22 protein-coding genes, 1 other RNA gene and 1 pseudogene are annotated in these 25,380 nt (G+C 65.7%); 14 read left to right on the forward strand and 10 right to left on the reverse strand.

Annotated elements, in window-relative coordinates; genetic code table 11:
- Positions 1–65: 65 nt before the first annotated feature.
- Positions 66–1,973 (forward strand): ATP-binding cassette domain-containing protein, encoded by a 1,908-nt coding sequence (locus ACCQ09_RS09675; protein WP_040941205.1) that lies wholly within the window; start codon positions 66–68, stop codon positions 1,971–1,973.
- Positions 1,974–2,039: 66 nt separating this feature from the next.
- On the opposite strand, the gene ACCQ09_RS09680 is transcribed toward ACCQ09_RS09675, so the two are convergent.
- Positions 2,040–2,465: a barstar family protein gene (locus ACCQ09_RS09680; RefSeq protein WP_040941206.1), complete on the reverse strand. Its 426-nt coding sequence runs from the start codon at positions 2,463–2,465 to the stop codon at positions 2,040–2,042.
- Positions 2,462–2,911: a ribonuclease gene (locus tag ACCQ09_RS09685; RefSeq protein ID WP_011037423.1), complete on the reverse strand. Its 450-nt coding sequence runs from the start codon at positions 2,909–2,911 to the stop codon at positions 2,462–2,464. Before ACCQ09_RS09685 ends, ACCQ09_RS09680 begins: the two co-directional genes overlap by 4 nt.
- Positions 2,912–3,197: 286 nt before the next feature.
- Here ACCQ09_RS09685 and ACCQ09_RS09690 point away from each other — a divergent pair, with 286 nt between their 5' ends.
- A complete protein-coding gene (locus tag ACCQ09_RS09690; protein WP_011037422.1) occupies positions 3,198–3,809 on the forward strand; it encodes a superoxide dismutase in 612 nt (203 codons plus the stop codon).
- 347 nt (positions 3,810–4,156) lie between these two features.
- On the opposite strand, the gene ACCQ09_RS09695 is transcribed toward ACCQ09_RS09690, so the two are convergent.
- A complete protein-coding gene (locus ACCQ09_RS09695) occupies positions 4,157–4,990 on the reverse strand; it encodes an inositol monophosphatase family protein (protein ID WP_228427815.1) in 834 nt (277 codons plus the stop codon).
- Between the two features lie 116 nt (positions 4,991–5,106).
- On the opposite strand from ACCQ09_RS09695, the gene ACCQ09_RS09700 reads away from it, so the two are divergent.
- Genes ACCQ09_RS09700 through ACCQ09_RS09710 form a run of 3 tightly spaced genes read left to right on the forward strand, consistent with a single transcriptional unit; the run spans position 5,107 to position 8,975 of the window.
- On the forward strand, positions 5,107–5,883 hold the full coding sequence (locus ACCQ09_RS09700) for an RNA methyltransferase (RefSeq protein ID WP_011037420.1): 777 nt from the start codon (positions 5,107–5,109) through the stop codon (positions 5,881–5,883).
- A 60-nt stretch (positions 5,884–5,943) separates the two neighbouring features.
- Positions 5,944–6,861 (forward strand): phosphate/phosphite/phosphonate ABC transporter substrate-binding protein, encoded by a 918-nt coding sequence (locus ACCQ09_RS09705; protein WP_011037419.1) that lies wholly within the window; start codon positions 5,944–5,946, stop codon positions 6,859–6,861.
- On the forward strand, positions 6,858–8,975 hold the full coding sequence (locus tag ACCQ09_RS09710) for a putative bifunctional diguanylate cyclase/phosphodiesterase (RefSeq protein ID WP_070691231.1): 2,118 nt from the start codon (positions 6,858–6,860) through the stop codon (positions 8,973–8,975). Before ACCQ09_RS09705 ends, ACCQ09_RS09710 begins: the two co-directional genes overlap by 4 nt.
- A 447-nt stretch (positions 8,976–9,422) precedes the next feature.
- Here the strand turns inward: ACCQ09_RS09710 and epmB are convergent, their stop codons facing one another.
- Entirely contained in the window at positions 9,423–10,451 is a 1,029-nt protein-coding gene (gene epmB, locus ACCQ09_RS09715; RefSeq protein WP_011037417.1) for an EF-P beta-lysylation protein EpmB, read from the reverse strand.
- Positions 10,452–10,552: 101 nt separating this feature from the next.
- Here epmB and efp point away from each other — a divergent pair, with 101 nt between their 5' ends.
- The 6 genes from efp to ACCQ09_RS09745 all read left to right on the forward strand — a co-directional run bounded on the left by efp (position 10,553) and on the right by ACCQ09_RS09745 (position 15,569).
- The gene (efp, locus tag ACCQ09_RS09720) at positions 10,553–11,119 is read left to right on the forward strand and encodes an elongation factor P (protein ID WP_011037416.1); all 567 of its coding nucleotides are present in this window, start codon (positions 10,553–10,555) and stop codon (positions 11,117–11,119) included.
- Between the two features lie 5 nt (positions 11,120–11,124).
- Positions 11,125–11,970, forward strand: coding sequence for a PA3715 family protein (locus tag ACCQ09_RS09725; RefSeq protein ID WP_011037415.1), 846 nt, complete (start codon positions 11,125–11,127; stop codon positions 11,968–11,970).
- Between the two features lie 17 nt (positions 11,971–11,987).
- A complete protein-coding gene (locus ACCQ09_RS09730) occupies positions 11,988–13,325 on the forward strand; it encodes a TRZ/ATZ family hydrolase (RefSeq protein WP_040942304.1) in 1,338 nt (445 codons plus the stop codon).
- Between the two features lie 28 nt (positions 13,326–13,353).
- Positions 13,354–14,073 (forward strand): bifunctional 2-polyprenyl-6-hydroxyphenol methylase/3-demethylubiquinol 3-O-methyltransferase UbiG, encoded by a 720-nt coding sequence (ubiG, locus tag ACCQ09_RS09735; RefSeq protein ID WP_016944066.1) that lies wholly within the window; start codon positions 13,354–13,356, stop codon positions 14,071–14,073.
- Positions 14,074–14,185: 112 nt separating this feature from the next.
- Positions 14,186–14,851 (forward strand): phosphoglycolate phosphatase, encoded by a 666-nt coding sequence (locus ACCQ09_RS09740; protein ID WP_011037412.1) that lies wholly within the window; start codon positions 14,186–14,188, stop codon positions 14,849–14,851.
- Positions 14,852–14,879: 28 nt separating this feature from the next.
- Positions 14,880–15,569, forward strand: coding sequence for an isoprenoid biosynthesis enzyme family protein (locus ACCQ09_RS09745; protein WP_011037411.1), 690 nt, complete (start codon positions 14,880–14,882; stop codon positions 15,567–15,569).
- A gap of 62 nt (positions 15,570–15,631) precedes the next feature.
- Here the strand turns inward: ACCQ09_RS09745 and ACCQ09_RS09750 are convergent, their stop codons facing one another.
- Both ACCQ09_RS09750 and ACCQ09_RS09755 read right to left on the reverse strand, forming a co-directional pair.
- A complete protein-coding gene (locus tag ACCQ09_RS09750) occupies positions 15,632–17,302 on the reverse strand; it encodes a glycoside hydrolase family 28 protein (RefSeq protein ID WP_011037410.1) in 1,671 nt (556 codons plus the stop codon).
- Positions 17,303–18,063: 761 nt separating this feature from the next.
- A pseudogene (locus tag ACCQ09_RS09755) lies at positions 18,064–19,202 on the reverse strand (putative acyl-CoA thioester hydrolase).
- A 475-nt stretch (positions 19,203–19,677) separates the two neighbouring features.
- Between ACCQ09_RS09755 and ACCQ09_RS09760 the strand changes: the two are divergent.
- Positions 19,678–20,166 carry a pyridoxamine 5'-phosphate oxidase family protein gene (locus ACCQ09_RS09760; protein WP_011037408.1) on the forward strand — a complete coding sequence of 163 codons (489 nt, stop codon included), beginning with the start codon at positions 19,678–19,680 and terminating at the stop codon, positions 20,164–20,166.
- Between the two features lie 13 nt (positions 20,167–20,179).
- Here ACCQ09_RS09760 and ACCQ09_RS09765 read toward each other — a convergent pair.
- Positions 20,180–20,253, reverse strand: a non-coding RNA gene (locus ACCQ09_RS09765) — sX9 sRNA.
- Positions 20,254–20,432: 179 nt separating this feature from the next.
- Between ACCQ09_RS09765 and ACCQ09_RS09770 the strand changes: the two genes are divergently transcribed.
- Together ACCQ09_RS09770 and ACCQ09_RS09775 are read left to right on the forward strand one after the other, a co-directional pair.
- Positions 20,433–21,308 (forward strand): MBL fold metallo-hydrolase, encoded by an 876-nt coding sequence (locus ACCQ09_RS09770; RefSeq protein ID WP_040942305.1) that lies wholly within the window; start codon positions 20,433–20,435, stop codon positions 21,306–21,308.
- Between the two features lie 93 nt (positions 21,309–21,401).
- Positions 21,402–21,692, forward strand: coding sequence for a hypothetical protein (locus tag ACCQ09_RS09775; RefSeq protein WP_012438158.1), 291 nt, complete (start codon positions 21,402–21,404; stop codon positions 21,690–21,692).
- Positions 21,693–21,767: 75 nt separating this feature from the next.
- Here the strand turns inward: ACCQ09_RS09775 and eutC are convergent, their stop codons facing one another.
- Genes eutC through eat form a run of 3 tightly spaced genes read right to left on the reverse strand, consistent with a single transcriptional unit; the run spans position 21,768 to position 25,353 of the window.
- Positions 21,768–22,586, reverse strand: a complete 819-nt coding sequence (gene eutC, locus ACCQ09_RS09780; RefSeq protein WP_011269658.1) for an ethanolamine ammonia-lyase subunit EutC — start codon at positions 22,584–22,586, stop codon at positions 21,768–21,770.
- Positions 22,583–23,992, reverse strand: a complete 1,410-nt coding sequence (locus ACCQ09_RS09785; RefSeq protein ID WP_040941212.1) for an ethanolamine ammonia-lyase subunit EutB — start codon at positions 23,990–23,992, stop codon at positions 22,583–22,585. Before ACCQ09_RS09785 ends, eutC begins: the two co-directional genes overlap by 4 nt.
- On the reverse strand, positions 23,989–25,353 hold the full coding sequence (gene eat / locus ACCQ09_RS09790; RefSeq protein ID WP_040941213.1) for an ethanolamine permease: 1,365 nt from the start codon (positions 25,351–25,353) through the stop codon (positions 23,989–23,991). Before eat ends, ACCQ09_RS09785 begins: the two co-directional genes overlap by 4 nt.
- Positions 25,354–25,380: the final 27 nt, after the last annotated feature.

The raw sequence follows: 25,380 nt of genomic DNA on the forward strand, positions 1-25,380 counted from the left end.
TCACCGCGACAGCCGCGCTCTTGCCAATCCCGAATCCCCAATCACCAATCCCGTACAATTGCGCCATGCCTTTAATCACTCTGCAAAGCGTCGACTACAGCGTCGGCGGCCCGTTGTTGCTGGAAAAAACCGACCTGACGATCGAGCCGGGCGAGCGTATCGCCCTGATCGGCCGCAACGGTGCCGGCAAATCGACCCTGATGAAATTGATTGCCGGCGAGCTCAAGCCCGATGACGGCGAAGTGCGCGTGCAGCAGGGCGTGCGGATCGCGCGGTTGGAGCAGGAGGTTCCGCAGGGAACCGGCGGCAGCGTGTTCGACGTGGTAGCCGACGGGCTGGGTGAACTGGGTCACTGGCTGGCCGAGTTCCATCAACTCAGCCACGCCGAGGTCTTCGATGCCGAAGCCTTCGGCAAGGTGCAGGCCAAGATCGATGCGGCCGAGGGCTGGGCGCTGGATCAGCGCGTCAGCGAAACGTTGACCAAGCTCGATCTTGACGGCGATGCGGAGTTCGCGCGGCTGTCCGGCGGCATGAAGCGGCGCGTGCTGCTGGCACGCTCGCTGGTGGCTTCGCCGGACGTGCTGCTGCTCGACGAGCCGACCAACCACCTGGATATCGAAGCCATCGATTGGCTGGAAACCTTCCTCAGGGGCTGGAACGGCAGCGTGCTGTTCGTTACCCATGACCGGCGCTTTCTGCGCGCGTTGGCCACGCGCATCGTCGAGATCGATCGCGGCCAGGTCACCAGCTGGCCGGGCGACTGGGCCAATTACGAGCGCCGGCGCGAAGAGCGGCTCAATGCGCAGGCGCAGGAAAATGCGCGCTTCGACAAGATGCTTGCGCAGGAAGAGATCTGGATCCGTCAGGGCATCAAGGCGCGCCGCACGCGCGACGAAGGCCGCGTGCGACGGCTGGAATCGATGCGCAACGAGCGCGTGCAGCGCCGCGATCTCACCGGCAATGTGCGCATGGAAGTCTCGCAGGGCGAGTCGTCCGGCAAGAAGGTGATCGAAGCCAAGGAAGTCACCTTTGCGTTCGGCGCGCGCACGATGGTCAAGGACTTCTCCAGCATCATCCAGCGTGGCGACCGCATCGGCCTGATCGGCCCTAACGGTAGCGGCAAGACCACCTTGCTCAAGCTGCTGCTGGGTGACCTGCAGCCGCAGCAGGGCGAGATCCGCATCGGTACCAATCTGCAGATTGCTTATTTCGACCAGTACCGCGCCACCTTGCGCGAGGACTGGAGCGCGATCGAAAACGTGGCCGAAGGGCGCGACTTCATCGAGATCAACGGCAAGCGCAAGCACGTGCACGCGTATCTGCAGGATTTCCTGTTCACGCCCGAGCGTGCACGTGCGCCGATCACGCGCCTGTCCGGTGGTGAGCGCAATCGCTTGCTGCTGGCGCGCCTGTTCGCGCAGCCGTCTAACCTGCTGGTAATGGACGAACCGACCAACGACCTGGACGTGGAAACGCTGGAGCTGCTGGAAGAGCTGCTCGGCGAATACACCGGCACCTTGCTGTTGGTCAGCCATGACCGCGACTTCCTCGACAACGTGGTCACCTCCACGCTGGTGATGGAAGGCGATGGCCTGATCGGCGATTACGTCGGCGGATACAGCGATTCGCTGCGCCAGCGGCGCACCGCGCCCGCCAATGCGATGGCGGTGGCCAAGGCCTCGGCAACTGCAGCGGCGACCACGCCGGTGGCCGCTGCTGCACCGGTGCCGGCTGTAGCCGAGGAGGCTGCGCCCAAGCGCAAACTCAGCTACAAGGAAGCGCGCGAGCTGGAGCAACTGCCGGCGCTGATCGAGACCCTGGAGCAGCAGGTCGCCGCATTGACCGACGCCATGAACGACCCGGCGTTCTATCAGCGCGACAGCGCAGCGATGACCGCACACACTGCCGCCCTCAACGATGCGCAAGCGCAGCTGGATGCGGCCTACGCACGCTGGAGCGAGCTGGATCGCTGAACAAGTGTGCGGGGCAGGTGACGCCGATACGCACGAGCTGCGTCGGCGTAGCAGCTGTCTTGAACGTCAGTCGCAGGCGCTTGCCGGCGCGACGAAGGCGGCAAAGCTGCGTCCGCGCGCCGCCCAGGTGGTGGCAGCTTCGTCGAGGATGTCGAGCAGGCTGTCGCGGTCGGCCGGTGCGTGGGTGGCCAATGCATCGGCACCATCGAGCAACAGCGCGTAGCCGCGTGGTGCCGGCAGCCAGCTGAGATCGCGCAGGGCATCGCTCAACGCGTCCCAATTACGACCGAAGCCAGGCGGGAAATCGAGCTGGATTGCCAGGCGCATCAGCAGGGTGCGTTTGTCGGCGCAGGCCGCCAAATCCACCCGCAGGATGCGCAGCCCGGCATCGCGTGCCAGGGCGGCCATGGTGTCCAGGTCCTGGGTCTGCGCCTTATACACGCCGGACTGCTGTGGGTCGGATAGATCCAGCGCAAAGTCGCCTGCACTCATGGTGCCTGCTCCGGGGTGGGGCCCTGGAAGGATTTGAAATTGGCGTAGTGATCGTCGCTGTAGTACCAGCTCTGCGGCGGCGTGCCGCCGGTGACGATCCGGCGTGCGCCGCGATCTGCGCTGCCGGGCGTGTCCACGGTGTACTCGTGGTAATAGCCGCGCGGCCGTTCCGGCAGCCGCTGCTCACGATTGCCGAACACCGCGCCGTCCTGCGGATACGGAAACGGCCCGCCGCGTTGTATCAACACGATGGTTGCCATGGCTTCGGTCGGCAGGAATGCCGGCAGCCGCGGCACCTGGCGCGCCGACGTTACGGCTGGTGCGGCAGCCACAGGTGCCGACAGTTGCGGGGCGAACTGCGGCTTGGGCGTCTGCACGACACGCATGACCCAGAGCCCGGCCACAAGCAGGACGATGGCGACGATCAGCAAGGCGGGTTTGCGCATGGGTGGTCCGAAGCGAAAGAGGCAACCGCAGCCATGGCGGATGAGAGACCAAGTATGCCGTCGCGCGACTGTGTCGACTTTGAACGTGGCGGCGGGGAAGGGCACGCCCGGTTCACGCCGAAGTAACCGGGGCATGGTGCAAGGTGTGCAGCCGAGGAACTGCGGCACTGCGCAGGTGATGGGATGAAGTTTCCCTCGCCTCACCCTTGGTAAGCGCAGTCCAGGTCCTTACCATCTACCCCGCAACGCCCGGTCTTTTGCCGGGCGGCAAGTCCAGGAGACCCTCATGGCTTATACCCTTCCGCAGTTGCCCTACGCTTACGACGCGCTGGAACCGAACATCGATGCGCAGACGATGGAAATCCATCACACCAAGCATCACCAGACCTACATCAACAACGTCAATGCGGCGCTGGAAGGGACCGAGTACGCCGACCTGCCGGTTGAGGAGCTGGTCTCCAAGTTGAAGAGCCTGCCGGAAAACCTGCAGGGCCCGGTGCGTAACAACGGTGGTGGCCATGCCAACCATTCGCTGTTCTGGACCGTGATGTCCCCCAACGGCGGCGGCGAGCCCAAGGGCGAGGTCGCCAAGGCGATCGACAAGGACATCGGCGGTTTCGAGAAGTTCAAGGAAGCCTTCACCAAGGCCGCGCTGAGCCGTTTCGGTTCGGGCTGGGCATGGTTGAGCGTCACCCCGGACAAGAAGGTCGTGGTCGAAAGCACCGCCAACCAGGACAGCCCGCTGTTCGAAGGCAACACGCCGATCCTGGGCCTGGACGTGTGGGAACACGCCTATTACCTGAAGTATCAGAACCGTCGCCCGGACTACATCGGCGCGTTCTACAACGTGGTGAACTGGGACGAAGTCGAGCGCCGTTACCACGCCGCGATCGCCTGAGTCTGCGCTGATGCTGTAACGCAAGAAGGCCAGGAGCGATCCTGGCCTTCTTCGTTTATTGCGGTCTGTCGTGTAGGAGCGACCTTGGTCGCGAGGAGGCGTTACTCCGGGGAGGCTCCATCGCGCGCGAGCGCGCTCCTACGATTGCCGGAGCGCTGATTAAAATGTGTTGGCGAATGTAGGTGAGTAGCCAGCGTTCACGCTGTAACGCAAGAAGGCCGGGAGCGATCCCGGCCTTCTTCGTTTATTGCGGTCTGTCGTGTAGGAGCGACCTTGGTCGCGAGGAGGCGTTACTCGGGAAAGCTCCGTCGCGCGCGAGCGCGCTCCTACGATTGCCCGGGTGCCGGTCAGAACTTCGAATCGAATTCGCGTGCGTAGCCGGTGTTGACGATCACCTTCTGCAGTGCGTCGCTGATCTTGATGTTGCCCGCCACGATCTGCTGCGTTTCCGGGCCCATGTTGTCCATGCGCGGCGGGGTGGCGCCCTTGTAGTCGCAAACGCGGCCACCGGCTTCGCGCACCAGCAGCACGCCGGCCGCGATGTCCCAGGCTTTGACGCCGGCTTCGAAATACGCATCGGCACGGCCGCAGGCGACATAGGCCAGGTCCAGCGCGGCCGAGCCGGTACGGCGCACGTCTTCTGCCTGCACCAGCAGCGCGTCCACGCACTTGAGCTGGGCGCTGGCGCGTGCGCGCTCGCGCGGCGGGAAACCGGTGTGGACCATCGCGCCTTCCAGATCCTTGCGCTCGGCAATGCGAATACGGCGATCGTTGAGCACTGCGCCTGCGCCACGGTTGGCAGTGAACAGCTCGTTGCGCAACGGGTCGAAGATCACCGCGTCGGTCGGCTCGCCATTTTCCACCAGCGCAATCGACACGCAGTAATGCGGGAAGCCGCGCAGGTAGTTGCTGGTGCCGTCGAGCGGGTCGATGACCCAGGTGTAGCGGCCACTCTTGCCGCCCTGCACGCCGCCTTCTTCGCCAAACACGGCGTACTCGGGGTAGCCGCGCTTGAGTTCCTTGATGATGACCTTCTCGGCGTCGGCATCGACTTCGCTGGCGTAGTCCATGCGGCCCTTCTGCACCACGTTGAGGGCATCGAGCTTGTTGATACCGCGCAACAGCACATTGCCGGCGAGGCGGGCGGCTTTGACCATGACGGTGACGGCGGGTTTCTGCATGGTTAAAGCTCCCGTGAAGGCAGAATCGGAAATGGCGAAGGTAAAAGAGCGGTCCGGCGCGAAAGCCGGCTGCGCAGTTTACCATCTACGGTCGAACTGCTCCCCAATCTCCGTTCATGTCCGTCAGTCAGCGCATCCGTTTTGTTCTCGTCGGTACCCAGCATCCAGGCAACATCGGCGCCGCCGCGCGCGCGATGAAGACCATGGGGCTGACGCGCCTGGTGTTGGTCGCACCGGAAAAGGCACTCGATGAAGATGCCTACCGCCGCTCTGCTGGCGCCGAAGACGTGCTCAGCGATGCACCGATCTTCGAGACGCTGGCCGAGGCGGTGGCGGACTGCACGCTGGTGATCGGCTGCACGGCGCGCGCGCGCCGGGTAGCGCTGGAAGAGTTGGCGCCGGACGTGGGCGCGGGCCGCGCCTGGGCCAAGGCGGCCGAACCGGCCGAGGTGGCGATCGTGTTCGGGCGCGAGCGCACCGGGCTGACCAATGACGAATTGCAGCTCTGCCATGCGGCCGTGCATATCCCCTCCGACCCGCAGTTCAGTTCGCTCAACCTGGCTTCGGCGGTGCAGGTGCTGGCTTACGAGATGCGCCTGGCACAGCTTGCGGCAGAGGCCACGCCCGCCGCACCGGCCGCGCCGGCCGCGGACAGCGCTGGCCCACGTGAGCTGCCGGCCAGCCATGCGCAGATGGAAGGGTTGTTCGGCCAACTGGGCCAGACCCTGGACGAGATCGACTTCCATAAGGGCCGTGCGCCGGATTCGGCAATGCGCAAGTTGCGTCGGCTGCTGCTGCGCGCGGAAATGACCGAGCAGGAAGTGCGTCTGCTGCGCGGCATCCTGGCCGATGCCCAGCGCATGGCGGGGCTGGCGCGCCAGGCCGGAACCTGACGGCTGTCACAACCTGGAAGATTCGGCTAAGGTGTCGGCGACTCTAGGGGAGTAGCTGGTTTGCGCGGTCTACGATGCTGTCTGATTGCGTGGCTGCTGGCCTGCGCAAGTTTCGCCGCGACGGCTGCGGCAGCGCCTTCTTCGGTCCTGGTTCTGGGGCGTATCAGCGATGATCCGGCCACCCATTACGATCAACTCAAGCCGCTGCTGGACTATGTGGTGCCGCGCATGCGCGGGGTCGGCATCCGCAGTGGCGAGATCCTGATGGCGCCGGATGCGCGCCAGATGGCCAGTTACCTGCGCCGTGGCCGGGTGGACTGGGTCAGCGAAACCGCCGGTGCGGCGATGCTGCTGGAGCAGCGCGGCAGCGCACATCCATTGTTGATGACCGAACGTAGCGGGGTGCGCGACTTCCACACCGTGTTTTTCGTGCGGCGCGACAGCCCGATCCGTTCGCTGGCGCAGTTGCGTGGCCACACCCTGGCGCTGCAGAACGCCTCGTCCACCAGTGGCTACCTGGTGCCGATGCTGGAGCTGGTGCGCAATGGCCTGGCCTGCGATGTGCTGCTGTCGCCCGACGATACCCAGGTGCTCGGTTCGGTGGGTTACCTGTTGGTCGGCTCGAAGTTGAACATCGCCGCCTTTGTGCACAAACGGCTGATCGACGCCGGCGCTTTCAGTAACCTCGATTGGGACGACGAGCGCCACCTGCCGCCCACGTTCAAGCGTGAGTTCCGCATCGTGCACCGCAGTGCGCCGGTGCCGCGCGCGGTGGAGATGGTGCGTACCGGCATCGATCCGGCGGTGGAGAGGCGCCTGCGCGCGGTGCTGCTGCAGGCCGCCGCCGACCCACAGGCCGGCCCGGCGTTGAAGCGCTTTTTCGGCACCACGGCGTTCCATCCCGTGGACGCGCCCAGCCGCGCGCGCCTGGAGGCGTTGCGCAACGGGCTGCAACAGGTCAGGACGCAGGTGGAATGACGCAGGTGCGCTTTGGATTGCAGGCCCGGTTCCTGCTGGTGATGGCGCTGACGCTGTTGTTGGTCGGCGCCATCCTGGCTTCGCTGTTGCAGCGGCAAAGTTCGATGCAGCGCGAGGTGCGCAGCCTGAGTGCGCAGATCCTGCATGAGTTGTTCGACCGCAGCCTGCGCACGCGTGGCGAGACCCTGGCCACCGAGCTGGCCTCGGGCCTGGCCAACCCGCTGTACTACTCGGATCTGGCGGCGGTGGGCGCGCTGGTGCGCAACGCCTCGCGCCAGCAGGTGGTGAGCTACGTGCTGGTGTTCGACCGCCGCGGCCGGCTGGTGCACGACGGCAGCGCCACGCTGCAGGGCTATGGCCAGCCCATGCAGGACCCGCTCGCTGCCAAGGCGATCGCCGCGCCGGCCCTGCTGTTGCAGTCTTCGCCGGAAGTGCTGGATGTGACGGTGCCGATCAAGGTCGGCGACCAGCGCATCGGCGGCGTACGGGTGGGCATGTCGCGCGAGCGCGTGCGCAAGATCGAATCCAGCGCCAACCTCACCCTGGTGCAGAATCTCAATGCGATCGGCAAGCGCGATCTGGGCTGGCTGCTGGTACTGCTGGCAGCGCTGGTGGCGCTGGGCATCCTGCTGGCCATCTATGTGCAACGCACGCTGGTGGCACCGGTGCGCCTGCTGGCGGCGGCGGCGCGGCAGATCGAACGTGGCGACTATCTGGTGCAGCTGCCGCCGCATCCGCGCAATGACGAAATCGGCGAGTTGATTTCCGCGTTCGGGCGCATGAGCGAAAGCATTGCCCGGCACGATCGCGAGGTGCGCCACATGGCCTACACCGACGCGCTGACCGGGCTGACCAACCGCCTGGGCTTCCGCGAAGGCCTGGACCATCTGCTGCACACCGCACGCAGTACCGACAGCAAGCTGGCGCTGTTGTTCGCCGACATCGACGACTTCAAACGGGTCAACGACACCCTGGGCCACGAGGCCGGGGACGAAGCGCTGCTGCAGTTCTCCAGCCGCATCAGCCGTGCGGTGGCGGCACTGGGCGGCGATGACGCGATCCTGGCGCGGTTCGGCGGCGATGAGTTCGTGATCCTGCTGCAGAGTGGCGATGTGACCTTGCTCGCCGCGCAGCTGGCCGACCGCCTGGTGCATGAGTTGAGCCGCCCGTTGAACGTGCAGGGACGCGAGGTGTTTTTGGGCACGTCGATCGGCATCACCTTGTTCCCGGACGATGCCAACGACGCCACGGCGCTGCTGAAGAATGGCGACATTGCGATGTACCAGGCCAAGGTGGCCGGCAAGAATTGCCACCGGTTCTACAGCCGCGCAGCCGACCATGCGGTGGAGCGCCGCGTGCACATGGAGCACGAGTTGCGGGGTGCCTGGGAGCGTGATGAGTTGCGGTTGGTCTATCAGCCGATCTACCGCACCAGCGACCGCGTGCTGGTGGGTGTGGAGGTGTTGTTGCGCTGGCAGCACCCGGCGTTGGGCACGATTCCGCCGTCCACCTTCATCGACATCGCCGAGCAGAGTGGGTTGATCGAGGTGATCGGCCCCAAGGTGCTGCGTGCGGCCTGCCTGGAAGCGGCCAAATGGCCGGTGGTGGGCGAGGGCTTGTTCATTTCGGTCAATGTTTCGCCGCGGCAGCTGCGCAGTGGCGACCTGATCGACACCGTGGCCGAGTGCCTGGCCGAATCCGGCCTGCCGGCCGCGCGCCTGCATCTGGAGCTCACCGAGACCGCGGTGATCGGCGACGAGATGATGGCCGCAAGCCTGCTCGATCAATTGCACCGCACCGGGGTGAAGGTGTGGCTGGACGATTTCGGCACCGGCTTTTCCGGCCTGAGCCATCTGCGCCAGGTGCCGGTGGATGGCGTCAAGATCGACAAGAGCTTCATCGCCGATCTGCAGCGCGACCCCGACGACCTCGCCCTGACCACGGCCATCATCGGCATGGCGCATTCGCTGGGGATCACCGTGGTGGCCGAGGGCATCGAGCAGGAAGCGCAGTTCAACCTGTTGCGCGACCGCGGCTGCGACCTGGGCCAGGGCTACTGGTTCAGCCGCCCGTTGAGCCCGGCCGACATGGTCAAGCTGATCGCGGCGGGCTGACGAGTGCCTCAACCGGCTTGATGACAGCGTCTGTGCTTGGTGTCGCCTAACCGACTGCTGAGCAGTGCGGCTAGCCACGTAGGAGCGCACCTGTGCGCGATGGGGCTTTCACGGTAACGCCGGTCGCGCCCAAGCGCGCTCCTAGGGGATGGAGGGTGCCCGGTCGCACCCGGATGCGCTCCCACGAGATGGTGGTTTGGTTTATTTCCGTGCAGGCGAGCGAGTGCGCTCAACCGATGGGATTGCGCCGCATCTTGTCGGCGTTACCTAATCGATTGCAGAGCAGCGCGGCTAGCTACGTAGGAGCGCACCTGTGCGCGATGGGGCGTTCCCGGTAACGCCGGTCGCGCTCAAGTGCGCTCCTACGGGATGTGGGGGTGGTTTGTTTCCCCGCAGGCGAGCGGAAAGCTGCGCTCTACATGCCACTCCCATGCGCCACCGAGGTATTTACAGTGGCCGCTTTCCCGTATCGCCGGGAATCTCGCGCACCAGGCGCGGCACCAGATAGCCGGACAGGCGCGTTGCCAGCTCGGCATGCAGCGCACGGGCGCGTGCGTCGTCGACTTCGAAATGCGCCACGCCGGCCACGCGGTCCAGCTGATGCAGGTAGTACGGCAGCACGCCGGCGGCGAAGCTGCGCTCGCTCAGCGCCGCTAGTGCGTCCACGCTGTCGTTGACGCCGCGCAGCAGCACCGCCTGGTTGAGCAGCTGTGCGCCGGCACCACGCAGCGCGTGCAGTGCGGCGTCGACCTCGGCATCGAATTCATTGGCGTGGTTGGCGTGGATCACGAAGGCCACCGGCCACGGCAGGCTGCGCAGCCACGCCAGCAGCGGCGCATCCACGCGTTCGGGCAACACCACCGGCAGCCGGCTGTGGATGCGCAGGCGCTTGAGATGCGGGATGGCGGCCAAGGCGTCGGTGAGCTCGGCCAGCTTGGGCGTGGTCAGCGACAACGGGTCACCGCCGGAGAGCAGTACCTCGTCGATGTCCGGATCGGCGGCGATCGCCGCCACGGCCTCGCGCCAGCCATCGCGGGCGGCGGTTTCCTCGGCGTAGGGGAAATGGCGGCGGAAGCAGTACCGGCAATGCACCGCGCAGCTGCCGGTGGCGATCAGCAGAGCCCGGCCGCGGTATTTCTGGATCACCCCGGTGGTGGTGCGGGCGGCGCCATCGCCCACCGCGTCGAGCGCAAAGCCAGGCACCACGCGCATCTCCGCATCCAGCGGCAATACCTGGCGCAACAGCGGGTCGGTCAGGTCTCCCGGGCGCATGCGCGCCACGAAGCTGCGCGGCACACGCACGGCGAACTGGGCCGCGGCGTCCTCGCTGATGCCCGCCGCCTGCGCGTCCAGCCCCAGCAGCGCCAGCAGCTCACGCGGGTCGCGCACGGCCTGCCGCCACAGCTGTTGCCAGCGCGGGGGCTGCAGGGCGGGCGGTGTGGATGGCTGTAAGGCGAGAGGGGCTGCGGTTATCATGTGCGGTCACAAAAGCAATGCCCGCCGGTTGCGGCGGGCGCCCCATTCTAATCCGGCCGGCCAGGAAGTGGCGGGCCGTCGCCTTATCGAGGAGCTGCACCATGGCCACTGTTGGCATGAACGACGTCAAGAACGGCATGAAGATCCTGGTCAACAACGAACCGGCGGTCATCACCGAGACCGAATACGTCAAGCCGGGCAAGGGCCAGGCCTTTACCCGCATGAAGTACCGCTTCATCAAGTCCGGCCGCGTGGTGGAAATGACCATGAAGGCCACCGATGACGTGGAAGTGGCCGACGTGGTCGATACCGACATGCGTTACCTGTACACCGATGGCGAGTACTGGCACTTCATGGACCCGGAATCCTTCGAGCAGGTGCAGGCCGACAAGGCCGGCATGGGCGGCGCGGAGAAGTGGCTCAAGGGCGAAGAAGACTGCATCGTGACCTTGTGGAACGGCGCCCCGATCTGGGTGCAGCCGCCGAACTTCGTCGAGCTGAAGATCACCGAGACCGACCCGGGCGTGCGTGGCGATACCTCTGGCGGCGGCGGCAAGCCGGCCACCCTGGAAACCGGTGCGGTGGTGCGCGTGCCGCTGTTCGTCAACCAGGACGAAGTGATCAAGGTCGACACCCGCTCGGGCGAGTACTCGGCGCGCGTCAAGTAATCCCGATGCACCTGGGACGCCGGTCCGGCCGAGCAGTACGCAGTGCCAGTGTCCTGATGGTGCTGAGTGGCACGCTTGCGGCGTGCCCGGTGTTTGCGCAAACGGTAGCAACCGCCTGCGATGCGCAGAGCGTAGCGGCGGTGGCCGCGGTTGCCGCCTCCGGTGTGGTGGGTGGCGCTGCAGCGGCGGTGCCGGCGGAACGTGCCGTGGCGCAGACCTGCAAGCCGTGGCCGTACGATCCCTCCATCCGCTTGGCGGCAATCGCGTTTGCTGGCGATGCCACTACCCCGGCTGGCGAGCGCGACCTGGAGTTGCGTATTGCAATGCTCGATGCCGGTAGTGGCGAGGTGGTGGCGTTGTATGCCCAGGCAATGGGCGAGGATGCCAGCCTGGAACTTGCGGCCGATAGCCTGCGCCTGGATACCGCGCGCTATGACCTGGCCAAAGGCGTGCGCGCGTTTGGTGTCGTGGTGCACAGCGTCGCGCGTGGCGCCAGTTGCCCGGATTTCGACAGCGACGACGCATTGACCTTGCTGGTCCGCGAAGGGCGCCGGCTACGCCCGGTGCTGCAGCAGAACCTGACTGTCTGGCGACAGGTACAAGGCGAGCTATGCAACTGGGGGAAGGCAGGCGTGGTGACCGAGCGCGGCACCTTGACGCTGTCGATGGACACGCCGGTCCACGCCGGCTACTCCGACATCGCGCTGACCGCAAACGTGGTGACCTCCACCACGGTTGAGGGCGCACAAGACACCGAACGCACGCGCCGCCAACGCCAAGTGTTGCGCTACGACGGCATGCGCTACGTGCCTGTGTCACGCTCCACCGACTCCTGGCCGTTCGGCAACTAACTTCAATGGATCCGCTCATGACCAACGCCCCGCCCGAACCCTGCGACCTGCTGATCGAGGCCGGCTATGTGGTGCCGATCGAACCGCATGCGGTGGTGCTTGAAGACCACGCGGTGGCGGTCAGCAACGGTGTCATCGTTGCCGTGCTGCCAACGGCCGACGCACGCGTGCGTTTCGCGCCGGCACGCACCGTGTCGCGCCCCGACGCGGCGCTGATGCCCGGCCTGGTCAACGCGCACACGCACAACCCGATGACGCTGCTGCGCGGCGTGGCCGACGATCTGCCGCTGATGGTGTGGCTGCAGCAGCACATCTGGCCGGTGGAAGCGGCAGTGATCGGCCCGGAATTCGTCGCCGATGGCACCACCCTGGCGATCGCCGAGATGCTGCGCGGCGGCACCACCTGCGTCAACGAGAACTACTTCTTTGCCGACGTGCAGGCCGCTGTCTACAAGCAGCATGGCTTCCGTGCGCTGGTGGGCGCGGTGATCATCGATTTCCCCACCGCCTGGGCCTCGTCGGACGACGAATACTTCGCACGTGCCGGCGAGCTGCACGACCAGTGGCGCGACGACCCGCTGATCAGCACCGCGTTTGCACCGCATGCGCCGTACACGGTGAACGATGCCAACTTCGAGCGCGTACGCATGCTGGCCGACCAGCTGGACATGCCGGTGCATCTGCACACGCACGAAACCGCGCAGGAAGTGGCTGATTCGGTGGCGCAGTATGGCCAGCGCCCGCTGGCACGGCTGGATCGTCTGGGCCTGGTCAACGACCGCCTGATTGCGGTGCACATGACCCAGCTCACCGAGGCCGAAATCCACCTGTGCGCCGAGCGCGGTGTCAGCGTGGTGCACTGCCCCGAATCCAATCTCAAGCTGGCCTCGGGCTTTTGCCCGGCGTGCGCGCTGCAACGCGCCAGCGTGAATCTGGCGATCGGCACCGACGGCTGCGCCAGCAACAATGACCTGGACATGTTCAGCGAGAACCGCACCGCGGCGATCCTGGCCAAGGCAGTGGCCAACGATGCCACCGCGCTGGATGCGGCCACCACCTTGCGCGCCGCCACCTTGGGGGGCGCACGCGCACTCGGCTTTGGCGACCGCATCGGCTCGATCGAGGTGGGCAAGCAGGCCGACCTGGTTTGCGTGGATCTGTCCGCGCTGGAAACCCAGCCGCTGCATCACGTGTTGTCGCAGCTGATCTATGCCGCCGGCCGCCACCAGGTGACCGATGTGTGGATCGCCGGCAAGCCCAAGCTGGTGCAACGCGAGCTCATCGACATGGATACCGCTGCCCTGGTCGCCAACGCGCGCCAGTGGCGCGACCGTATCCGCACCGTCCGCGCCTGAGCGCGGCCATCGCATCACGGAGAGCCACATGAATCCGAACCCGCAATCCACATCGTCCAATTTCCACCAGACCGAGCTGGACAAGTTCGCTGCGCTGGCCAACCGCTGGTGGGATGTCGACGGCCCGCAGAAGCCGCTGCATGCGCTCAATCCGGTGCGGCTGGACTACGTGGCCGCGCGGGTTGCGCTGCCAGGCGCACGCGTGCTCGACGTCGGCTGCGGTGGCGGCCTGCTCAGTGAAGCGATGGCGCGCCTGGGCGCGCAGGTCACCGCGATCGACCTGGCGCCGGAGCTGGTGAAAGTGGCGCGCCTGCACAGCCTGGAATCGGGCGTGCAGGTGGACTACCGCGTGCAGTCGGTGGAAGACCTGGCTGCCGAGCAGCCGGGCAGCTTCGATGCGGTGACCTGCATGGAAATGCTGGAGCACGTGCCAGACCCGCTGGCGATCATCCGCGCCTGCGCAAGCCTGCTCAAGCCGGGCGGCACGCTGTTCCTGTCTACACTCAATCGCACGCCGGCAGCGTTTGCGCTGGCGGTAGTAGGCGCCGAATACATCGCGCGGTTGCTGCCCAAGGGCACGCATCACTACAAGGATTTCATCAAGCCGTCCGAACTGGCCGCCTGGCTGCGCACTGCCGAGCTGCAGCTGCAAGACGTCAGCGGCATGCTGTACGAGCCGTGGCGCAACCGCGCGCGGTTGTCTTCGCGCACCGAAGTGAACTATCTGGCGTGTGCGGTGAAGCCGTGACGAGCGGGGAATGGGCAATCGGGAGTTGGGAATCGCAACCGCGGTTGATTGCGGTCTTGATGTCGACCGGTTCCTGCCTGATGGCCGACCGCGCTGGGATGGCGGTGCGTCTGTGAGGTTTCCGCGTGCGGTGTTGTTCGACCTGGATGGCACCTTGCTCGACAGTGCGCCGGACATGCTGGCCACCGTCAACGCGATGCTGAGCGAGCGTGGGCTGCCGTGCATCACGCTGGCGCAGCTGCGACCGGTGGTGTCGAAAGGGTCACGCGCCATGCTCGCTGTGGCCTTCGCGCATCTGGATGCGGCCGCGCGCGAGGCGTTGGTGCCGGAGTTTCTCAAGCGCTATGAAGCGCTGCTCGGCACGCAGGCACAGCTGTTCGACGGAGTCGAGGTCATGCTGCAGCGCCTGGAGCAGGCCGGCTGTGTCTGGGGCATTGTCACCAACAAGCCCGAATACCTTGCGCAACTCATCCTGCCGCAGCTGGGCTGGCAGCAGCGCTGCGCGGTGCTGATCGGCGGCGATACGCTGGCCGAGCGCAAGCCGCATCCGCTGCCGTTGCTGGTGGCGGCCGATCGCATCGGCGTCGCCGCCACGCAGTGCGTCTATGTGGGTGACGACGAGCGCGACATCCTGGCCGCACGTGCGGCCGGCATGCCGTCGGTGGCTGCGTTATGGGGTTACCGGCTGGGCGATGACGACCCGCTGAGCTGGCAGGCCGACGTGCTGGTGGAACAGCCGCCGCAGTTGTGGGAGCCGGCCGCCTGGCCGCAGCCCTGATCTTTTCTTTCGCTTTTCTGGACCCGCCATGAGCCAATCCAGCGCCCTGGACAGTTTTCTCGACAAGTGGCGCAGCCGCTGGCCGGAATGGTCGGTGGCCGAGCCCTTCATTCCCGAACCGCAGCGTCGCCTGGCCGCGGCCTGGTTCGCATTGCTGCAGGAATGGGAGGACATCATGAACATCGCCGGCGACCCGTTGCCGGCAGACGCCAAGCTGGCCTGGTGGCAGCAGGAATTGAACGACTGGTCGAACCAGCGCTCGCGTCATCCATTGGGGCGCGTGCTTGAACCGGTGCGCGCACCCTGGGCGCAGTTGGCGCAGACCTTGCCGGCGATGCAGGCCGCACGTGCGCAGCCGGACGACCTGGCGCAGGCCATGGCGCGGCTGCAGGCATTTGCCGAAGCGGTGGTGGCGGTGGAAGCGGTGGTCTTCGCACGCACACGCAGCAGCGATGCCACGGCCGTGGTGGTGCAATGGCTGGATGCGCGCCAGCGTGTGGCCGGCGACAGTGCCGCGCCGGGTGGCGTCGGTGCGCCGGCCTGGCGTGCGCAGCTGTTGCGCGCGTGGCCACGCAAGGCGGCGCTGGCCAGGCCACATCGGGTCTGGTCGCGTCTGGCGCGGCTGCGCCTGCAGCGCGAGTTGGCCGGTCGCACGGCCTATGCGCCACCGATGCAGCAGCTCTGGCACAGCTGGCGCGCAGCCAGCGGCGCCGAATGAATAACCGCTGCTGCGGCCAGGCCGGCCACAGCAGCGCCACAGGCATGCAGACACCGCGTTGCTTAGATCGGTGAGTCGGGCAGCACGCTGTGGTACGCAATGAAGGCATCGTCGCATTGCAACGGCGCGCCCGGCCCGGGCCGGCCCTGCAACTGCACATCGTTGGCCGCCGACTCGGTGAGCTGATCAAAGAAGCTCACCGGCCCGCCTTTGAAGGTGAAGTGCACCGCGCCCGGGTTGCTGGCCGGTCCACCAAAATGCGGCTGCGCAAAGGCGACCGGGCCGCCGTCGAGCACCACGTTGTCCAGCGACATGGTGATGGGCAGGGTGGTGGTCGCATCGCGATAGCCGTAGAAGCTCAATTCGCCGCCACCGAAGGCCTTGGAACCCAGGGAGTGCACATTGGTCAGTGCAATGCCGCTGAACCGCGGCAACTGGTCGCGTGTGGCCGGGTTGGCGTAGTTGGCGTCGAATACCAGCGGCCGCGCAACCCCGCGCATGCAGATGTTCTCGAATCTGATGTCGTAGACCTGGCCGCCGCGCGAAGCATCGGACTTGATACGCAGGCCATTGGCCGAGTAGGGATCGCGCTGCACGTCGTTGGCGTTGAAGCCGTCGATGCTCAAGCCGCGCACGGCGATATGGCGCATCCCCGAATCGGTTTCGCTGCCGAGCGAAAAACCGTGCGTGTAGTAGAACTGGTTGTAGGCGAACAGCATGTTTTCCGAGGCGATGCTGCGCTTGTTTTTGGCATGCGCCTTGATCGCCACGCCGTCATCGCCGGTACCGATATACGAGTACGCCAGCAGCACGTTCTTGGATTGGCCAGGGTCGAAGCCGTCGGTGTTCTTGGCGGTTTCCGGGGTGAAGCAGCTGGCGTGCGGATTGACGTCCGGGGTGCTGCCGGCAGGGCAGTGGTAGCCGGGGCGCGAATACACCAGGCTAGGTGCCAGGATCTTGATGCCCCAGGCGGTCAGGCCCACCACGTTGTCGGTGGTGACGTGGAAATTGGGCGAGTTTTCCAGGGTGATGTCGTACAGCGTGAAGTCGGTGCTGTCATCGATCTGCAGCAGCCGTGGCACGTGCTGGCTCAGGCCCTTGGTGACGTTGAGATAGGCCAGATCCCACCAGCTGGCCTTGCCGGCATTCGGTCCCGCGGTGAGCGTGCTGCCACCGCGGCCGTCGATCTTGCCGGCGCCCACGATGGCGCTCTTGGCAGTGTCGGCGACGTGGATCAACGGGTTGCAGGACTTGGCCTTGTCGGTGGTGGCGGTGCCGCAGGTGCCCAGGCCATTGTCGTAATCCTGCGGATTGCGCGAGCCGAACAAGGTCACGCCGCGATCGATCCACAACGTCACGCCGCTCTTGATGGTGAGCGGGCCGCTCAACAGGCCGGATTCTCCGCCATCGCCGACCACCAGACGCACCGCGCTGCCGGCAGGGCAATCGTCGATGGCGGCCTGCAGGCGTGCGGTGTCGCGTTTGGATTGGGTGGGATCCTGGTCGAGCGCATCCAGCGAGCCGGCAACCGGCACCAGCGCAGCCTTGAGCGTTGTGCAGACCTGGCTGGGGAGCGCGGGCTGCTGCACGACACCCCAACTGGTGGAGATGCTGTGCGCGGTATCGGCAACGTCTAGCCCATGCGGGCGTGCTGCGCTGGCCTGAAACGTGGCAAGGCCGAGGAGTGCGAGCGAGAGTGGCGCGAGCGCGGGAAGGCGAGGGTGCGGTTGCATCGGCGGTTCCGGGGGGAGGGAAGTGGGAGAGAGGTGACAAAAGGGATGCGATGCGTGCTGCAAGGAATAAGCGCAGGTCGCTGCGATGGCACGCCACGCTGGATTTGCGCAGTGCACTGCTCACCTCATGCGAGAGATGCACAGTGCAGCGCGGATGCGAGTCGCATGATTGATCGTATGCATGACTGGTCGGATGGCACGTCACCATCGCGCGTTTGTCTGGCGCTCGGAAACCGGCAGGCGAAGTCGGCACCGCCAAGCCGAAGTGAGTGCCAGGTCTGATGAGGTGTTGGCGTGGAGGCGGCAGCCTGCGTGCCGAGCTGATGCTTAGACGTGCGCGCAGTTGCCGGCCGCGGCGCTGCCAGTCCTGCGCTACGGATGGCTTACCGCGGAGAGCGCTGCGAGATCTATCTCACCACACGCATGGAGGTGCACGACGTCTCGATGTCTGCGAAGCGCTAAACGCAAAAGCGCATGGCGCGTTGCGGTCACGCTGCCGCCATCTGGCTGTCATCCTGGCGCGGCATCAACGGCTGGCGCTAAGGCAACAAGCCGTACTCATTGCAGCGGTTCTCCACATAACAGTAGCCCGGCGCCGTTATGTGAGTTCAGTACCCGCTTCGATATTCGTTGCACTCGCCGCGTAATCACAGCGAGGCAGATCACCTGTTAGCGAAGCAGATCCACTGCGCTGGCGCCGCCGCCGGCATGCGCAAACACGCGTGCCGGCCCGACGCTGCTATCGCACGCTGCGGTCTGGATCAGTCGGCACTGCCAGCACCACTGTTGCCGTATTCAAAAAGCGGTTGGCCGAGTTGGTGCAATTGCTGCTGCAGAACGGGAGGCTGGCGGTGGAGGCATTCCATGGCGCGGTCTTGCGGATGTGGCTGCCCAGTGTGGAATCGCGGATGGTCACCTGGCCATTGGGTGAGGTGCCGTTGACGTACGCGGACAGGCCACTGACGCCTTCGTCCCATGCGCGCCCGAGGTAGGTTTGATTGTCCGGCGATCCGGAGCCCGCCACGAAGCGGCTGTTGATCGCCAGAAAGCCGTAGCCGCTGCCCGGGCGCGTGCTTGGCGCGAAGATGTAGCCACCAAGGCTGCTGCCCAGGCGCGCGCCGGCCGAGCGAATGATTGCGTTGTCGAACACGCCGATGCCGGACCCGAAGATGAAGTCGACATCGCCTTCGATCGTGCTGCTCTTGAAATACGCGCGGATCACGTTGGCGGCGTTGGTCGCGCTGATCAGCAAGGTGTCCTGGTTGCCGGTGACCAGCACGTCCTCGAAGCTGGCCTGATCGCCGCGCACGGCCAGTGCCACTGCCGATTGATCGTTGTCGGCGTAAGTGCCGTCGACATAGTTATTGTCAAAGCGCAGATGCCGTGCCTGGAAGCCGCTGGCACGTACGGTAACCGTCGCGCTATTGGAGGTGCCCACCGTGGCGGCTGACGTATTGCTGGCGCAGGGGTGACTTGCGGTGCCGGTTGGCTTGGGCGTGGGGTTGGCATTGTTGTAGCGGATGACGGTGTCGGCCGTGGCGCTGCCAAGCCCGAACAGGGTCAGTGGCGGTGCACCGCTCGGCACGCACACCAGCTCGGTGTAGGTGCCGGCCTTGACGCTGATGTAGCGGCGCGTGCTGCCACCGGCGGCCACTGCTGCATCGATTGCCGATTGCACCGTGCGATAACGGGTGGAGCCGTCGGCGGCAACTGCAAAGTCGGCGGTCAGCAGCGCCACGCCGGCGGTGGGGTTCCAGTTGTCGGTCACCAACGCTGTGATCGGGCCGGCTTTGGCGAGCGCCTTGCTGATCGTATACGTGCCTGCTTCGCTGCTGGTGAGTTGCGGGCGGCTGGCGGTGCCGGTGAGGGCAGCAGCATCAAGGCTGATCAGGCTCAGCAGCGCGGTGGCGAGGCAGGTGGTGCGGATATGCGATGCAGACATGGGATGACGCTCTCCGGAGAGGATGCGCTTGCCGGATGGCAAACGCCAAACGCCAAACACCAAACACCAAACACCAAACACCAACGGTGCGCCGCGTGCTGGCAAAGCAGACGCAGGCGGGGCACACCGTGGCTTGCGAAGCAAACGTGCTGGCACCGCATGCGCGGTGCGGCGATGCTACTGCCGCGGCCGCTTGGCGGCGGCGTGCAGCAGCGGCAATGTGCAAGAGCTTCGCCGGGGTCATGCTTTGCACTGTGCGCGCGTCGCAACAACGCACTGCTGGGCAACGCGAATATGCGTTTGCACAACGGCAGTGCCACGCAACCATGCAGGCCCACGCGGCATGCAATGGCGCACGTCGTCACATGCCGTGGGCATGCCGGCTTCCAGACTGACGCACCCGCAGAGACATGCGCCTAGTCAGGAATCGAAGATGGCAGATCCCAAAGAACTGCAAGACAAATTCTGGAAAGCCCTCAAGTCCGATCGCACCGTGATGCTCGGCCTGGATGGCGTCGAAGACGGCCATGCGCGCCCGATGACCGCGCAGATCGAAGGCGACAGTGGTGGCCCGATCTGGTTCTTTACTTCCAAGGACAATGCCTTGATTGCGATGCTGGGCCAGGGCCGGCGCGTGATCGGCGCGTTCAGCAGCAAGGGGCATGACCTGTTCGCCAGCATCAGTGGTTCGCTGCGCGAAGACACCGACCCAGCCGTAGTCGATCGCCTGTGGAACCCGTACGTCGCGGCCTGGTACGAAGGCGGCAAGGACGATCCCAAGCTGGCGCTGCTGCGCCTGGACGCCGATCACGCGCAAATCTGGCTCAACGGCTCCAGCCTGCTGGCCGGCATCAAGGTGCTGCTCGGCGTGGACCCGAAGAAGGACTACCAGGACAAGGTGGCGGACGTCCCGCTGCGCTGAGGTGCCCTGGAGCGCCTAACGAAACGTAGCGAGCAGTCGTCAGGTGGATGCGGCCGCGTGGAGGAATCGGAGTGTACGTGGGTATATACCAACTCCGAGCATCGGCCGCGCCCGCCTGGCAGCTGCGCAGTCGTTTTGATCGCTGCTCTTGGCACGCACACACAGCCGTCAAAGCAGTGTGTGCGTGGCGGCCGTCGTCGCTGCATCGCTCACCGATGAGCGACGACGTCCTTGCAATGCTGGCCCGCCAAGCGCGGAGCGTGCCGATGCGCGTGCACCAACTCAACTGCATCTCCACCTGCCCGCTGGGCGGCCACCTGATGGATGGACGCACGCACGGCGTGCTTGAGCGCGGCCACCTGAGCTGCCATTGCCTGTTGGTGGAAACCAATGCCGGTCTGGTCCTGATTGACACCGGCTTCGGGCTGCGGGATGTCGCCGAGCCACGTGCGCGGCTAAGCGCGTTCTTTCTGGCGTTGGTGAAACCGGACCTGCGCGAAGACATGACGGCGATCCGGCAGATCCAGCGCTTGGGTTTCGACCCGCGCGATGTGCGGCATATCGTGCTCACCCATCTGGATTTCGACCATGCCGGCGGGCTGGATGATTTTCCGCATGCGCGCGTGCATCTGATGACGCGTGAGCGTGATGCCGCGCTGGCGCAGCACACCTGGATGGACCGGCAACGCTTTCGCCCGCAGCAATGGTCCACACGGGGGCAATGGCGCACCTATGACAGCACCGCCGGCGCGGCCTGGATGGGCCTGGAGTGCGTGCACGATTTGCACGGGCTGCCGCCAGAGATCCTGCTGGTGCCGCTCCCCGGCCACACGTTCGGGCATGCCGCCGTTGCGGTGCGCACCCCTGAGCGTTGGCTGCTGCTCGCCGGCGATGCGTATTTCTATCACCGCGAAATGGACCCGCAGCCTTATTGCACGCCCGGGCTGCGTTTCTATCAATGGATGCTGGAAAAGGACCGCACTGCAAGGCTGCATAACCAGCAACGGTTGCGCGCACTGCGGCAACAGCACGGTGCGGAGGTGGAGGTGTTTTGTTCGCACGATGTCGTGGAATTCGAGCGCGTCGCCGGGCTGCCCGCACACTTGCCTGCGGGCGCGTTGCAACACGCGCCCACGGCGTGAGCACGTGCGCTTCACTTCGCCAGAACGTGCCGCAGCGCGATCATGCGCCACCAGTGCCGCAGCAGCCAGGCGGTGCGCTACAGGAGAAGCACGATGCAGCAGATTGAAGTAGGCCAGATGGTGTTCTTGCGCGATGGCGAAGTGGGCGTTGGCGCGGTGCGCGAAGTGCGCAGCAACGGGGCCGAGTTGGTGATCAATATCGAAAACGGTGGCGACGTCACCGTGGCCACCTCGGTGGTGCGCGATGTGCATTCTGGCAAGGTGATGCTGGACGTGGAACAGCTCCCCGAAGCAGTGCGCGACGCGCTGCGCAAACCGCACGAGAACGAATTGCCCACCAGCACCTATGCGGCCAGCGATCCGCAGGATGGCGCGCTCAAGTAAGCGCGCGTATCAGCTTGGTGATTTGGAAACGAGCGCATGGCGCCGCCGATTCAGGCAGCGCCATGCGCTCTTCGTTTATTCAGGCAGCAGGAAGTTGCGCGGCGCCGCTTGCGATGCGGTATCGGTGCCCAGCAATGGGCGATCCGCTTCGTCCTTGAGCTGCACGCCAGAGAGTTTGCGTCTGAACGCCTCGCGCAGCAGGTACCCGAGCTTGTGGCCAGCCTCGGCATAGCTCAGGCCTTCGCCACGGATATTGGAAATGCAGTTGCGTGCCGCATCGGTATGGCCAACACGCGGCGCATAGGTGAGATACAGCCCCAGGCTGTCCGGCGAGCTGAGCCCCGGGCGCTCGCCAATCAGCACGATCACCGCTTGCGCCTGCAGCAGTTCGCCCACCTCATCGCCAATCGCCACGCGGCCTTGCGCAATCAGGGTCACCGGCGCCAACGACCATCCTTCGTGCGCAGCCAGCGCATCGATGTGCTCCAGCATCGCGCCTGCATGCCGATGCACCGCCAGTGCAGACAGGCCGTCTGCCACCACCACCGCCAGATCCGCGCCACCGCCATGCACGGCGGTCGTGCCACGCAGCTGTTCGGCCGCCTCATCGCTCAGGCGGCGGCCCAGGTCGGGCCGTTGCAGATACAGATGACGGTCGGAGGCCGCGCTATGCAGCAACACGCTGCGGCGGCCGCGCTGCTGCAGCACCGCCTGCAACGGCGCAGGATCGAACGCCAGGTGCACGGCATCGCGCGCCTGCGCATGCGCAAGCTGGAACTCCAGATGCGAAGCGGTCGGCAGGCTGGTACCGGCTCGCCCCAACGCGATGCGAGCCGGTGTCAGCGCTCGCAAGCGTGCCCACGCATCGCGAGGTGGTGTGGTTGGCGTGCTCATCCGCGTTGCTCCGCATCCAGCTGTGACAGCGCCTTGCGAAACGGCGCCGGCATCTCACTGCCCAATTCGAACCGGCCATCGCGCAGGCGCAGGATGCCTTGCGTGTCCAGCCAGTGTTCGAACTCCGGCGCGGGGCGCAGGCCCAACGCCTGCCGCGCGTACAGCGCGTCGTGGAAGGAGGTGGTCTGGTAGTTGAGCATCACATCGTCCGAGCCCGGAATGCCCATGATGAAGTTGATGCCGGCGGTGCCGAGCAGGGTCAGCAGCATGTCCATGTCGTCCTGATCGGCTTCGGCATGGTTGGTGTAGCAGATGTTGCAGCCCATCGGCACGCCAAGCAGCTTGCCGCAGAAATGGTCCTCCAGTCCCGCACGGATGATCTGTTTGCCGTCGTAGAGATATTCCGGGCCGATGAAGCCCACCACGGTATTGACCAGCAGCGGGTTGAACTGGCGCGCCACTGCGTAGGCACGCACCTCGCAGGTCTGTTGATCCACGCCATGATGCGCATTGGCCGACAGCGCGCTGCCCTGGCCGGTTTCGAAATACATCACGTTGTTGCCCACGCTGCCGCGCTGTTGCGACAGGCCCGCGTCCAGCCCTTCCTGCAGCAACGCCAGGTTGATGCCGAAGCTGGTGTTGGCCGCTTCGGTGCCGGCAATGGACTGGAACACCAGGTCCACCGGCACGCCGCGGTTGATCGCATCGATGGTGGTGGTGATGTGCGCGAGCACGCACGCCTGGGTGGGGATGCCGTAGCCAGTGATCACCGCATCGAGCATGCGCAGCAGCGCGGTGGTTGCGGCCAGGCTGTCGCTGGCCGGGTTGATGCCGATCACCGCATCGCCGTTCCCGTACAGCAGGCCATCCAGCACGCTGGCGGCAATGCCGGTGGCATCGTCGGTGGGATGGTTGGGCTGCAGGCGCGTGGACAGGCGGCCACGCAAACCCAGCGTGTTGCGGAAGCGGGTGACCACGCGGGTTTTCTGCGCGACCAGGATCAAGTCCTGCACCCGCATCAGCTTGGAGACGGCGGCCACCATTTCCGGCATCAGCCCCGGTGCCAGTGCCGCCAGCGCGGCTTCGTCGGCTTGCGCGCCCAGCAGCCAATCGCGAAACCCGCCAACGGTAAGGTGGGCCACCGGCGCGAACGCGGCAGCATCGTGCTGATCGACGATCAGGCGCGTGACTTCATCACTTTCATGCGGCACCACCGCCTCGTCGAGGAAATGCCGCAGCGGCAGCTCCGCCAGCGCCATCTGTGCGGCAACACGCTGCAACTCGGAGTGGGCCGCCAGCCCGGCCAGCTGATCGCCCGAGCGCGCGGGCGTGGCCTTGGCCAGCAGGTCCTTCAGATCGGCGAAGCGGAAGCGCTCGCCGCCGGCACTGAAGGCAAATCCACTCATCCCGCGATACCCCCGGCGTTGGCGCGGCCACGCAAGCTCAGCAGGCAACACACCGCACCGAACAGCAGCAGGCCGACGAAGACCAACGCCACCAGCGGGTTGAACCAGACCATCGCCACCAGGCACACCAGCGCCAGCAGCAAGGCGATCGCCGGCACCACCGGGTAGCCGGGTGCACGGAAGCTGCGCTCCAGCGTGGGTTCGGCGCGGCGCAATTTGAACAGGCTGAGCATGCTCATCACATACATCACGATGGCGCCGAACACGGACATGGTGATCATGGCCGCGGTCAGCGACATGCCCTGAATCTTCACCACGCTGTCGCTGCAGATGGCCGCAATGCCGATCACGCCACCGGCGAGGATGGCCCGGTGCGGCGTGCGGAAGCGCGACAACTTCGCCAGCCCGTGCGGCAGGAAGCCGGCGCGTGCCAGCGCGAAGAACTGCCGCGAATAGCCCAGGATGATGCCGTGGAAACTGGCCACCAGGCCGAACAGGCCAATCCACACCAGCATGTGCAACCACGTCGAGCTGTTGCCCACCACCGCCTTCATTGCCTGCGGCAGCGGGTCGTTGATGTTGGACAGCTGGCGCCAGTCACCGACGCCGCCGGCAAACACCATCACACCCAGCGCCAGCACCACCAGGGTAAGAATGCCGGCGATGTAGGCGCGTGGAATGGTTCGTTTCGGGTCCTTGGCTTCTTCGGCGGCCATCGCCGCGCCCTCGATCGCCAGGAAGAACCAGATCGCAAACGGGATCGCGGCGAAGATGCCCGAGATCGCCGCCGGCCCGAACTGATTGCTGCCGGCCCAGCCGTTGGCGGCAAAGCGCGCCACGCTGAAACCCGGCGCCACCACGCCCATGAACACCAGCAGCTCGATCACCGCCAGCAAGGTCACGATCAACTCGAACGTGGCCGCGATCGCCACACCCACGATGTTCAAGCTCATGAAGATCACGTACGCCCCGATCGCGGCGACGCGTGGGTCCAGTGTGGGGAACTGCACATTGAGATACGCACCGATTGCCATGGCAATGGCCGGCGGCGCGAACACGAATTCGATCAAGGTCGCCAGCCCGGCGAGCATGCCGCCATAGGTGCCGAACGCGCGCAGGCTGTAGGCGAACGGGCCGCCCGCATTGGGGATGGCCGTGGTCAGTTCGGTGAAACTGAAAATGAAGCAGGTGTACATCACCGCCACCAGCACCGTGGTGACCAGAAAGCCAAGCGTGCCGGCGGTGCCCCAGCCGTAACTCCAGCCGAAGTATTCGCCGGAGATCACCAGGCCCACCGCAATTCCCCACAGTTGCCAGGTACCGAGTGTGGGCTTGAGTTGCTCGTTGCGCATGTCGCACATCTCCTGCAGTCGGGGGAGGGGAGATGA

The organism is Xanthomonas sp. NCPPB 2586 (assembly GCF_041475775.2).
In the GTDB taxonomy this organism is placed as follows: Bacteria; Pseudomonadota; Gammaproteobacteria; order Xanthomonadales; family Xanthomonadaceae; genus Xanthomonas; species Xanthomonas campestris.